We start from the raw sequence: 12,459 nt of genomic DNA, 5'->3' as shown, positions 1-12,459 counted from the left end.
TTGACCCGTTTGGTCAGTCCGATGCGCTCGAACGCTCTCAGATCAACGTGAGTTGGACCGGCTCGGACACCGCAGCGGCCTCGGGCTCCGGCTCCCGGATCCGCCGGGGCATCCCCGCGCCCGCCGGACCGATGCCGTACTCCTGCGCCAGCTCATGGACCTGACGGGTGATCCGGCGCTGGTACCACTTGGGGGCGTAGGCGCCGTCCGCGTAGAGCCGCTCGTAACGGCGTACCAGATACGGGTGCTCCCGGTTCAGCCAGGCCATGAACCACTCACGGGCGCCCGGCCGCAGATGCAGCACCAGCGGGGTGACCGAGGTGGCCCCCGCGGCCGCGATCGCGCGCACGGTCGCCCGCAGCTGCGCCGGGCCGTCGCTCAGGAACGGGATCACCGGCGCCATCAGCACCCCGCACCCGATGCCGTGCTCCCCCAGGGTCCGTACGACGTCCAGGCGCCGCTCGGGGGCGGGGGTGCCCGGCTCCACGGTGCGCCACAGCCCCGGGTCGGTGAAGCCGACCGAGACCGAGACCCCGATGTCCGTCACCGCGGCCGCTTCTACCAGCAGGTCGAGGTCGCGCAGGATCAGCGTGCCCTTCGTCAGGATCGAGAAGGGGTTCGCCCGGTCGCGCAGGGCGGCGAGGATGCCCGGCATGAGCCGGTAGCGGCCCTCCGCGCGCTGGTAGCAGTCGACGTTGGTGCCCATCGCTATGTGGTCGCCGGTCCAGCGGCGCGAGGCCAGCTGGCGGCGCAGCAGCTCCGGGGCGTTCACCTTGACCACGATCTGAGAGTCGAAGCCGAGGCCGGTGTCCAGGTCGAGATAGCTGTGGGTCTTGCGGGCGAAGCAGTACACACACGCGTGGGAGCAGCCGCGGTAGGGGTTCACCGTCCACTCGAAGGGCATGCGGGAGGCGCCCGGCACCCGGTTGATGATCGAGCGGGCCCGGATCTCGTGGAACGTGATCCCGGCGAACTCGGGCGTGTCGAAGGTACGGCTGACCACCGCGTCGGCGCCGAAGAGAGCGGCGTCGGCCCGTCCGTGTTCCGCGGACTCGGTGAGGTTCTCCCAGCGCATGAGGCCTCCTCGGTAGCACTGCCCATCGAGTGAAACACTTGTTCGATTTTCTGCGCAACCCCGATTTGGGCGGCCGTGGCCGGGGGTGGTTGGCTTGCTCCAAGCCCGAGAACTTGAAGTCCTGGAGGAAGTCGATGGCGCAGGTCGAGGCCACTACGGAGCGGATCGTCGCGGCGGACGCGGAGAAGGTGTTCGACGCCGTCGCCGACTACAGCGGCACGCGCTCGAGGATCCTGCCCGAGCAGTTCAGCGAGTACGAGGTGCGCGAGGGCGGCGACGGCGAGGGCACCCTCGTCCACTGGAAGCTCCAGGCCACCAGCAAGCGGATCCGCGACTGTCTCCTGGAGGTCACCGAGCCCACCGACGGCGAGCTCGTCGAGAAGGACCGCAACTCCTCCATGGTCACCACCTGGCGGGTCACCCCGGCCGGCGAGGGCAAGTCCCGCGTCGTCGTGACCACCGTCTGGCAGGGCGCGGGCGGCATCGGCGGCTTCTTCGAGAGGACCTTCGCCCCCAAGGGCCTCGGCCGGATCTACGACTCCCTGCTCGACCGGCTCGCCGCCGAGGTCGAGAAGTAAGTCCCCGGCCCCCGGCGGACGTTGGTCCCGGTCACCGGTTCGAGTGGATCTCCGTCCGGCCGCCCGGCCTGCCGTAACTCGTCGCGCTTGCTCGTAGTTGTCGCGTTGTGCGGGAAATGCGTGGCAGGCGCGACGAGGGGAGCGGGACGTGGGCGTGACGACTGCGACGCACGGGGAACGGCTCGAAGCGCCGCCGCAGGCACCCGCACCGGCCGTCGAACTCGGCCCGCGCCGGGTGCGGTTGATCTTCTTCGGACTGATGCTCGCGCTGCTCCTCGCCGCGCTGGAGCAGATGATCGTCGCCACCGCGCTGCCCAGGATCGTCGGTGAACTGCACGGCCTGGACCGGATGTCCTGGGCGATCACCGCCTATCTGCTGACCGCCACGATCGGGCTGCCGGTCTACGGCAAGCTCGGCGACCTCCTCGGCCGCAAGGGCGTCTTCCAGTTCGCGATCCTCGTCTTCGTCGTCGGCTCCGCGCTGGCCGGACGGGCCGCGACCATGGACCAGTTGATCGCCTTCCGCGCGGTGCAGGGCGTCGGCGCGGGCGGTCTCATGACCGGCGTGCAGGCGATCATCGCCGACATCGTGCCGCCCCGGCGGCGCGGCCGCTACATGGGCCTGATCGGCGCCGCCTTCGGACTCGCCTCGGTCGCGGGACCACTGCTGGGCGGCTGGTTCACCGACCACCTGTCCTGGCGGTGGTGCTTCTACGTCAACGTGCCCTTCGGACTGCTGACCCTGGCCGTCGTCACCGTCGTACTGAAGCTCCCCAAGCCGCAGGCCAGGCCCCGGCTCGACCTCCTCGGCGCCCTGCTGCTCGCCGTCTCCTCCACCTGCCTGGTGCTGCTGGCCAGTTGGGGCGGCGGCGAGTACGCCTGGGACTCGCGGGTGATCCTCGGTCTCGGAGCCGGAGCGGTGGCCTCGACCGCCCTCTTCCTGGTCGCCGAGCGCTTCGCCGCCGAACCCCTCATCCCGCTGCGGCTGTTCAGGGACTCCGTCTTCAACGTCACCGCTCTGGTGGGCCTGGTGACCGGCGTCGCGCTCTTCGGGGCGGCCGGCTACCTGCCGACCTTCCTCCAGATGGTCGACGCGGTGAGCGCCACCGAGTCCGGCCTGATGATGCTGCCCATGATGGCCGGGATCGTCGGCGCCTCCGTCGTCTGCGGACAGGTCGTCAGCCACACCGGGCGCTACCGGATCTGGCCGGTCCTCGGCTGCGCCCTCTCCGTCACCGGCATGTGGCTGCTGTCCCGGCTCGACGCCGACACCCCCCGGCTGCACTACAGCCTCTGGATGGCCGTCCTCGGCGCCGGGATCGGGATGGTGATGCCGGTGCTGATCCTCGCCGTGCAGAACTCCGTCCGCCCCGCCGACCTCGGCACCGCGACCAGCGCCAACAACTACTTCCGGCAGATCGGCGGCAGCGTCGGAGCGGCGGTCGTCGGCACCCTCTTCGCCGACCGGCTCGAAGGCGCGCTGGAGAAACGGCTCCCCGGCGCGCGCGGGCTGCCCGACCCCGAGTCCCTCACCCCGCAGCTCGTCCACGCCCTGCCCCCGGCGCTGCGCGACGGCTACGTCCGGGCCTGCGCCGACGCCCTGCCGGGGATCTTCCTCCTCCTGGTGCCGGTGCTCGTCCTCGGCCTGCTCATCGCCCTCTTCCTCAAGGAGAAACCGCTGGTGGCCCCGCACGCCGACCCGGAGACCCCCGCGATCCCGCAGGCCCGCGCGCCGCGCACCGCCGCGGCCCCCGTACGCGGCACGGTGCGGCGCTCCGACGGGACCGTGGTGCCGAGGGCCGCCCTCACCCTCATCGACGTGGCCGGAGCACAGATCGGGCGCGGGACCGGCTCCGAGGACGGACGGTTCACGCTGGCGGCGCCCGGACCGGGGTCGTACGTCCTCATCGCCGCCGCGAGCGGTCACCAGCCGCAGGCCGTCTCCGTGACGGTCGACGAGCACCCCGTCGAACTGGACCTGGTCCTCGGCGGTGCCGGACGGCTCACCGGCCGGGTGCTCACCGACGGCACACCGGTACCGGACGCCACCGTCACCCTCACCGACGCGCACGGCGAGGTCGTGGCCACCACCCGCGGCGGCCACGACGGCTCCTACGAGGTCACCGAGCTGGTCGCGGGGGACTACACCCTCGCCGCCGCCGCGCCCGGGTACCGGCCCGCCGCGCTCCCCGTCACCGTCCGCACGGCCCGCGAGACCCGGCAGGACGTCGAACTCACCGGCGGCGCGGTGCTGCACGGCACCGTGCGGGCCGGGCGCGGACGGTCCGTCGAGGACGCGCGCGTGACGCTCCTGGACGTCGCGGGAAACGTGGTGGACAGCCTCACGACCGGCCCCGACGGCACCTTCCGCTTCGCCGACCTGACCGGCGGCGACTACACCGTCATCGCCACCGGTTACCCGCCGGTCGCCACCGTGCTCCAGGTGGCCGGGAGCGGCCGTACCGAGCGCGATCTCCTTCTGGGACACGACGACTGACGGCCCATCAGCGCGGGGCGCGCGCCGGTGCGACCCGGTCCGGGCCAATTCCCGCGTTGCCGCACACCGTGAAGGCCCGGCGCCGTACGGTGGAGCAGGCGGCACAGATCTTGCGGAGAGAGGGCCTGGGCCATGGACCGTGGCACCGAGAGGGGCGCACCTCCCAGCCGCGGAGCCGGGAGCGGCGCGGCGGACGGACTCGCCGCGACCGGCCGGGTCCCGCTGGCCGTGGTGGTCGTGGACCGCGACGGCCTGGTCTCCCACTGGAGCCGGGGCGCGAGCCGGCTGTTCGGCGCCGGCAAGGAGGAGGCCATCGGCCGCTCCGCCGCCGACCTGCTGCCCGTCTCCGGAGCCCTCCCCGACGAGCCGGACACCCGGTCCTACGCCGTCCACGCGGCCTACGACGGCCTCGGACCCGACCTGGAGTCCTCCCTCGACGGCCGGCTCTCCTACCCGGCCGCGGGCCGCGCCCGCCTCACCGCGCCCGGCGCGGACCGCGTCGACGTCCTGTGGTGGGCCTACCCGCTGGTGGGCCCCGGCCCGGAGCGCCTGCTGGTGCTGGCCGCCGACGCCGCCGGACTCCAGCGGGAGGCCGACCCGGACGACGGCGGCACGGCCGTCGAGCGGATCGCGCCCGCCTTCGCCCTGCACACCGACTTCCCCGGCGCCGAGGAACTCGCCCGCAGGCTCCCCGAGATCCTCCCCAGCATGAGTGTCGGCGAAAGCGCCCGCATCGTCGCGCAGGTCCTCGAACTGGGCTATCCGGTGCTGGAGTTCAGCCAGAACGACCGGGTGCCCGTCACCCCCGACTGGGGCGTGCCCCGCCGCGCCGAGCGCAGGGCCCGCCGGGAGCGGGCGGCCCGGGCGGCCGCGGCGGGCCTGCCGCTGCCGCAGGATGAGCCGGAGGAGGGCGAGGACCTCGAGTACGTCGCCGTGCGCGAGCGGCTGGAGTTCCTCAACGAGGTCAGCGGGAAGATCGGCACCTCCCTCGACCTGTCACGGACCATCGTCGAGGTCAGCCGGGCCGTCGTGCCCCGCTTCACCGACGTGGCCGGCACCTATCTGCGCGAACAGGTCGTCGCCGGCGAGGGGTTCCCCGACGGAGTGCCCGACACCACCACCATGTGGCACCGGGTGGCCCTGGAACACACCGACGAGCCGGGCCGCTGGGACGACGTGGTGCCGGTCGGCGAGGCCATGCCGTTCCCCGCGCACACCCCGTTCTTCCAGTGCATGACCACCGGTGAACCGGTCCTCGTGCCGCGCATCAGCGAACAGATGGGGCACGCGATCGCCTCGCAGTTCGAGAAGCGGGACATCCGGCCGCTGATCACCGGCCGCTCCATGCTCGTCGTCCCGCTCAAGGCCCGCAACGTGGTCCTCGGGTTCATGATCCTGCTCCGGCACCCCGAGCGCGTCGAGTTCAACGACATGGACCGGGTCACCGGCGCCGAACTCGCCGCCCGCGCGGGCCTCGTGCTCGACAACGCGCGCATGTACACCTTCCAGGAGTCCGTCGCCGAGACGCTCCAGGACAGCATGCTGCCGCACATCCCGGCACGCATGGCGGGCTGCGACATCGCCACCCGCTATCTGCCGGGCACGCTCCTCGGCCGGGTCGGCGGCGACTGGTTCGACTCCGTGAAGCTGCCCGGCGCGCGGACCGCCCTGGTCGTCGGGGACGTCATGGGGCACGGGCTCAACTCCGCTGCCATGATGGGCCAGTTGCGCACGGCCGTACAGACCATGGCGGCGCTCGACCTGCCGCCGGCCCAGCTGCTGCGCAACCTCGACGACCTCGCCCAGCGGCTCGGCGACACCTACCTCGCGACCTGCCTGTACGCCGTCTACGACCCGATCGCGAGCGAGCTGCACATCGCCAACGCGGGACACATCCCGCCGGTGATCGTGCGGGCCGCGGACGGCCGCAGCGAACTCCTGGACCTGCCCACCGGCGCGCCCATCGGCGTCGGCGGGGTGCCCTTCGAGGCGGTGCGCGTGCGGGTGGAGCCCGGGGACCGGCTGCTGATGTGCACCGACGGGCTGGTGGAGGTGCGGGGCGAGGACATCGGCGTGGGCCTCGCCACGCTCACCGAGTCCGCCGCCCACCCGGCCGCCTCCATGGACGACGCCTGCGACGCGATCGTCCGGGCCCTCAACCCGCGGGGCGGACGCAAGGACGACGTGGCGCTGCTCATGGCCCGGCTCAACGGCATCGGGGCGGACGACGTCGCCGAGTGGCGGATCGCGCTGGATCCGGCCGAGGCGGGGCGGGCCCGGGCGGTGGTGCGGGAGCAGCTGCACGACTGGGGGCTCGCGAAGCTGGCCGACGGCGCGGAGCTGATGGTGAGCGAGCTCGTCACCAACGCCCTGCGGCACTCGCACAGCCGGCCCGTCGAGCTGCGGCTCGTCCGGGAGGACACCCTGCTGTGCGAGGTGGACGACGACGACCACGATCTGCCGAACCTGCTGAGCGCGGGGCCCACCGACGAGCAGGGGCGGGGGCTCAGAGTGGTCAGCACCCTGGCCAGGGAGTGGGGCGCCAGCCGGACGAAGGCCGGCAAGACCGTCTGGTTCGAGATGACCCTGCCGCGCCGCTGAGCGGTCTCGCGCAGGGGCGCGCTTTCGTCGAACTGACAGTGAAGGAATGCGCCATGCGCTTGTCCGCCTGCCCCCGGCGCGATACACCGTACTGGCCGTCAAGTGTGGCGGGTTTGTGGCGCATCCTGGGGAGTTGGGCATGGGCGTGACTGGTCGGTACCGCGAGTCCTGGGAGGGTTTCTGGCGGGAGGCCCCGGGGCGGCAGGGGGCCGTGTTCTGGGATGCGGAGCCGGTGTTGACCGCGGGGGTCCACCTCGCCCACTTCGAGCCGCTCCTGGCCGATCCCGGGCTGCCCCTCGTGGACCTGGGCTGCGGGAACGGCACCCAGAGCCGGTTCCTCGCCGCCCACTTCACCGAGGTCGTCGGCGTCGACCTGTCCGCCGCCGCCCTGGACCGGGCGCGCGACGCCGACCCCGACGGGCAGGTGACGTACCGGCTGCTGGACGCCTGCGACAAGAGCGAGCCGGAGAACCTGCACGCCGAACTCGGCGACGCCAACGTCTACATGCGGGGCGTGCTGCACCAGGCAGCGCCCGAGGACCGGCAGCAGCTGGTCGACGGAATCGCCACGCTCGTCGGGGCGCGCGGGCGGGCCTTCCTCGTCGAGCTGTCCGAGGCCGCCAAGTCCGTCCTGGTGGGCCTGGCGCAGGGTCCCGACGGGCCGCCCGCGAAGCTGGCCCCCGTCTTCCGGCACGGCATCGCGCCCGGTGAGGTGGCCGACGAGGCGGTGCCCGTGTACCTCGGGGCGGCGGGGCTGGCGATCGTCGCGAGCGGTGAACTGCCGCTCATCACCACCGAGTACCGGTCCGACGGCACCCGGATCGAACTGCCGTCGAAGTGGTGGGTGGTGGGCCGCACGGCCTGACGACCGGTTGAGCCGGCATGGTGTGACCCGTGGTGGCCGCCCTCCCACGAGCAGGGCGTCCACTATCGTCGGCCACGGCTCACCGGCCGTCCGGCCCCGGCGGAGGCCATACGTTCCGCGGCCGCCCGCGCGACGGCGTGGGAGTCGAGGTCGGCCCCCGCCGCCCGTCGACCTCCTGATCGACCGCATCCACCGGACGTGCGGCGCCTTATCGACGCGGCTGGGCGGGCTCCGCGTCCGTGGCGGGCGCGGTCCTGCGGAACGCCCACTCCATCCGCGGCTCCATCACACACCGGAACACCCGGCGCACGGGCGCGGTGCACAGCACGGTCACCACCGCGCCCGCGACGAGCGTGACGGCGATCTCGCCGAGCGGGGTGTGCGCCCAGCGATGGCCGGCCCAGTCGAAGTGCTGCCCGGCCTGGACGACGAAACCGTGCAGCAGATAGCCGTAGAGGGTGCCCGCGCCCAGGGTCGTGAACCACATGCGGCGCCCCGGCACCCAGGACAGGAAGCAGGCGACCAGGACCAGCGAGCAGCCGAAGAGGGCCAGGGTCATCAGCGGGCCGTACCAGGCGGGCACCCCGAAGTGCTCGGCGGCGTCGCGGTGGAAGAACCACGCGTAGTCCATGCGCGGGACAGCCCAGTACGAGAACACCACCGCGCCCGCGAACACCGGGACCGCGAGCAGCCGCACCCGCCACCGGCGCACCAGCGAGAAGTGCGCCGGGCGCAGACACAGGCCGAGCACGAAGTACGGCAGGAACTGCAGGGCGCGCTGGAGGTCGAGGTCGTCGCCGATGGACGGGCTGAGGGTGGCGAGCGCGGCGACCGCGAGCGCGATCGGCAGCGGCCACCGCACGCTGCGCCAGATCGGAGTGGTCAGCCGCCAGATGAACAGGGCGGCCAGGAACCAGGTCAGGTACAGCGGGTCCAGGAGAGTGATCGCCCGGTCCGGGACACCGTCCGACCAGCGGGTGAAAAAGGTGTACGCCGTCTCGAAAACGACATACGGGACGACGACGCCGGTCACCAGCCGCTTGATCTTCGCCGGGCTCGCGTCGAAGGAGCGGGAGAAATAGCCCGAGATGATGATGAACGCGGGCATGTGGAAGGCGTAGACGAGCGTGTACAGCGCGGTGACGGCGCGGCTGTCGCCGCGCAGCGGCTCCCACGCGTGACCCATCGCGACGAGCACGATCGCCAGGTACTTGGCGTTGTCGAAGAACGCGTCACGCTGCCGGGGACGCCCGGCCGGGCTCTCCGGGGTACTCGTCGCCGTCGTGGGCCGTGCCGACCGGACGGGCTGTGCGGTGTCGCTCACTCTTCTCCTTGACCGTCTCCTGTGGAACCCGCGAGGGAGGATACGCGTCTTCCATGAGTCACCTGTGAGGCGGGGGTGAGCGCCATGGGGCTCGCCTCACCCCTCATGGGCGACGTAAACCCTCGCGGCGCGTAACGTGGCGGACCATGAAGATCCTGATCAGCGCCGACATGGAGGGCGCCACCGGTGTGACCTGGCCGGCCGACGTGCTGCCGGGCACCCCGCAGTGGGAGCGGTGCCGGTCGATGTTCACCTCGGACGTGAACGCCGCCGTGCTGGGCTTCTTCGACGGGGGCGCCGACGAGGTGCTCGTCAACGAGGCCCACTGGACCATGCGCAACCTGCTCCTGGAGCGGCTCGACGAGCGCGCGCAGATGCTCACCGGCAGGCACAAGTCGCTGTCCATGGTCGAGGGCGTCCAGCACGGCGACGTCGACGGCATCGCCTTCCTCGGCTACCACGCGGGCGCGGGCCAGGAGGGCGTCCTCGCCCACACCTACCTCGCCAACTCCGTCACCGGGGTGTGGCTGAACGACGTCCCCGCGAGCGAGGGGTACCTCAACGCGCACGTGGTGGCGGAGTACGGCGTCCCCGTCGTCCTGGTCACCGGGGACGACGTCGCCTGCGAGGACGCCCTCGGGTACGCGCCCGGGGCGCTGAAGGTCGCCGTCAAGGACCATGTCTCGCGGTACGCGGCCGTGTGCCGTACACCGGCCCGCACGGCCGCCGACATCCGGGCCGCCGCCAAGGAGGCCGCGCGGCTGGCGGTCCGTCAGGAACCCGTCCAGGCGGGCCCGTTCACGATCGCCGTCGAGTTCGACGCCGAGCACCTCGCGATGGCCGCCACCGTGGTGCCGGGTGTGGAGCGGATCGGGGTGCGGAAGGTGGCGTACACGAACGAGACCATGTACGCGGCGATCCGTACCTTCAAGGCGGTCACCACCATCGTCTCGGCCGCCGTGGAGGAGCAGTATGGCTGACCAGCAGGCACTGGACGAGGTCGTCCGATTCACCTCCGACCTCATCCGCATCGACACCACCAACCGCGGGGGCGGTGACTGCCAGGAGCGCCCCGCCGCCGAGTACGCGGCCGAGCAGCTGGCCGGCGCGGGCCTCGAACCCCTGATGCTGGAGCGCACCGCGGGCCGGACGAACGTCGTCGCCCGGATCGAGGGCACCGACCCGACGGCGGACGCGCTGCTCGTCCACGGCCATCTGGACGTGGTGCCCGCCGAGGCCGCCGACTGGAGCGTGCACCCCTTCTCCGGGGAGGTCCGCGACGGGGTCGTCTGGGGGCGCGGCGCGGTCGACATGAAGAACATGGACGCGATGATCCTGTCCGTCGTGCGGAGCTGGGCCCGCCAGGGCGTACGGCCCCGGCGGGACCTCGTGGTCGCGTTCACCGCGGACGAGGAGGCCAGCGCCGAGGACGGCTCCGGGTTCCTCGCCGACGAGCACCCGGAGCTCTTCGAGGGCTGCACGGAGGGAATCAGCGAGTCCGGGGCGTTCACCTTCCACGACGGCTCCGGGCGGCAGATCTACCCGATCGCGGCGGGGGAGCGCGGCACCGGCTGGCTCAAGCTCACCGCGCGCGGCCGCGCCGGACACGGCTCCAAGGTCAACAAGGAGAACGCGGTCACCCGGCTCGCCGCCGCAGTGACCCGCATCGGCGAGCACGAGTGGCCGCTCAGGCTCACCCCGACGGTCAGCGCCGCCCTTGCCGAACTCGCCGCGCTCTACGGCATCGAGCCCGACCTCACCGACGTGGACGGACTCCTGGAGAAGCTGGGCCCGGCGGCCAAGCTGGTCGAGGCGACCGTGCGCAACAGCGCCAACCCCACCATGCTGGAAGCCGGTTACAAGCTCAACGTGATCCCCGGGGAGGCGGTGGCCCACGTCGACGGCCGCTATCTGCCCGGCGGCGAGGACGAGTTCCGTACGACCCTGGACCTGCTCACGGGGCCCGACGTGGACTGGGAGTACAGCCATCGCGAGGTCGCCCTCCAGGCACCGGTCGACTCGCCGACGTACGCCCGCATGCGGGCCGCGGTCGAGGAGTTCGCGCCCGAGGGGTACGTGGTGCCGTACTGCATGTCCGGCGGCACGGACGCCAAGCAGTTCTCCCGCCTCGGCATCACCGGGTACGGGTTCGCGCCGCTGAAGCTGCCCGAGGGCTTCGACTACCAGGCGCTCTTCCACGGGGTCGACGAGCGCGTCCCCGTCGAGGCACTGCACTTCGGCGTGCGGGTACTCGACCGCTTCCTGCGGACGGCCTGAGCGAGTGGGGGAGAACGTGCGGACGTCACCATACGGTTCCTGGCCCTCGCCCATCGACGCGGCGCTCGCCGCGGCGCACGACGGGCACCCCGAATGGCTCGGCTTCGTCGGGGACGAGGTGTGGTGGACCGAACCCCGGCCCACCGAGGGTGGCCGCCGCACCCTGGTGCGCAGACACGCCGACGGCCGGGAGGAGCCGGTACTGCCCGCGCCGTGGAACGTGCGCAGCCGGGTCATCGAGTACGGCGGCCACCCCTGGGCCGGCACGGCGGTGGCCGGCGCACCGCTCGTGGTGTTCGTGAACTTCGCCGACCAGCGGCTGTACCGGTACGAACCCGGTGGCGAGCCGCGCCCCCTCACGCCCGTCTCCCCGGTCGGCGGCGGACTGCGCTGGGCCGAGCCGCAGTTGAGGTACGAGCTCGGTGAAGTGTGGTGCGTCCTGGAGGAGTTCACCGGGGACGGCCCCACCGACGTCCGCCGGGTCCTGGCCGCCGTGCCGCTGGACGGCTCGGCCGCGCAGGACCGGGACGCGGTGCGTGAACTCACCGACGACCGGCACCGGTTCGTCACCGGACCCCGTGTCTCACCCGACGGCTCGCGTGCCGCCTGGCTCGCCTGGGACCACCCCCGGATGCCCTGGGACGGCACCGAGCTGATCGTCGCCGACGTCCACGAGGGCAGCCTCCGCGAGCCCCGCACGGTGGCCGGCGGCCCTGAGGAGTCCATCGCCCAGGCCGACTGGTCGCCCGACGGCCGGCTCCTGTACGCGAGCGACCGCACCGGCTGGTGGAACCTCTACCGTGACGGCGAACAACTCTGCCCGCGCGAGGAGGAGTTCGGCGGCGCCCTGTGGAAGCTCGGCCACCGCTGGTTCGCCCCGCTGGACAGCGGACTGATCGCCGTCGTGCACGGCGCCGGCTCGACCGCGCTCGGCCTCCTGGACCCCGAGACGGGCGAACTCGTCGACGCGGCCGGTCCCTGGACCGAGTTCGCGCCCACCCTCGCGGTGCACGGCGAACGGGTCGTCGCCGTCGGCGCCAGCCCGCGCACCGCCTACGAGGTCGTGGAGCTGGACACCCGCCCCGACGCCCGGACCACGTCGGGCGGGGGCGCCCCCACCGGCCGCGCCCGGGTGATCGGCGCCGGGCATGACGACCCGGTCGACCCCGTGCACTACCCCGAGCCCCAGATCCGCGTCTTCACCGGGCCGGACGGCCGGGACATCCATGCCCACGTCTACCC

The 12,459-nt window shown here is 72.6% G+C and carries 9 protein-coding genes; 7 read left to right on the top strand and 2 right to left on the bottom strand.

What is annotated here, in order from left to right; genetic code table 11:
* Positions 1-37 precede the first annotated feature (37 nt).
* The gene (locus EHS43_RS04810) at positions 38-1,075 is read right to left on the bottom strand and encodes an Rv2578c family radical SAM protein (protein WP_125189269.1); all 1,038 of its coding nucleotides are present in this window, start codon (positions 1,073-1,075) and stop codon (positions 38-40) included.
* Between the two features lie 134 nt (positions 1,076-1,209).
* Here EHS43_RS04810 and EHS43_RS04805 point away from each other — a divergent pair, with 134 nt between their 5' ends.
* The 4 genes from EHS43_RS04805 to EHS43_RS04790 all read left to right on the top strand — a co-directional run bounded on the left by EHS43_RS04805 (position 1,210) and on the right by EHS43_RS04790 (position 7,616).
* Entirely contained in the window at positions 1,210-1,653 is a 444-nt protein-coding gene (locus EHS43_RS04805) for an SRPBCC family protein (protein WP_125189268.1), read from the top strand.
* Between the two features lie 148 nt (positions 1,654-1,801).
* Positions 1,802-4,150, top strand: a complete 2,349-nt coding sequence (locus EHS43_RS04800; protein WP_185806111.1) for an MFS transporter — start codon at positions 1,802-1,804, stop codon at positions 4,148-4,150.
* 132 nt (positions 4,151-4,282) lie between these two features.
* The gene (locus EHS43_RS04795; RefSeq protein WP_125189267.1) at positions 4,283-6,751 is read left to right on the top strand and encodes a SpoIIE family protein phosphatase; all 2,469 of its coding nucleotides are present in this window, start codon (positions 4,283-4,285) and stop codon (positions 6,749-6,751) included.
* A gap of 139 nt (positions 6,752-6,890) precedes the next feature.
* On the top strand, positions 6,891-7,616 hold the full coding sequence (locus tag EHS43_RS04790; protein WP_125189266.1) for a class I SAM-dependent methyltransferase: 726 nt from the start codon (positions 6,891-6,893) through the stop codon (positions 7,614-7,616).
* A gap of 208 nt (positions 7,617-7,824) precedes the next feature.
* Here EHS43_RS04790 and EHS43_RS04785 read toward each other — a convergent pair whose 3' ends face one another.
* On the bottom strand, positions 7,825-8,940 hold the full coding sequence (locus tag EHS43_RS04785) for an acyltransferase family protein (protein ID WP_125189265.1): 1,116 nt from the start codon (positions 8,938-8,940) through the stop codon (positions 7,825-7,827).
* A gap of 146 nt (positions 8,941-9,086) precedes the next feature.
* On the opposite strand from EHS43_RS04785, the gene EHS43_RS04780 reads away from it, so the two are divergent.
* The 3 genes from EHS43_RS04780 to EHS43_RS04770 all read left to right on the top strand — a co-directional run.
* Entirely contained in the window at positions 9,087-9,920 is an 834-nt protein-coding gene (locus tag EHS43_RS04780) for a M55 family metallopeptidase (protein WP_125189264.1), read from the top strand.
* Positions 9,913-11,217 carry a M20/M25/M40 family metallo-hydrolase gene (locus EHS43_RS04775; RefSeq protein WP_125189263.1) on the top strand — a complete coding sequence of 435 codons (1,305 nt, stop codon included), beginning with the start codon at positions 9,913-9,915 and terminating at the stop codon, positions 11,215-11,217. The genes EHS43_RS04780 and EHS43_RS04775 overlap by 8 nt, the downstream gene beginning before the upstream one ends.
* Before the next feature lie 16 nt (positions 11,218-11,233).
* A partial coding sequence (locus tag EHS43_RS04770) for an LpqB family beta-propeller domain-containing protein (protein ID WP_185806110.1) occupies positions 11,234-12,459 on the top strand: 1,226 nt, incomplete at its 3' end.

Origin of the sequence: Streptomyces sp. RP5T (assembly GCF_003933965.1) — a bacterium.
Lineage (GTDB): Bacteria > Actinomycetota > Actinomycetes > Streptomycetales > Streptomycetaceae > Streptomyces.
Note: the sequence above shows the minus strand (reverse complement) of the source record. Positions and strands in the feature narration are given on the sequence as shown.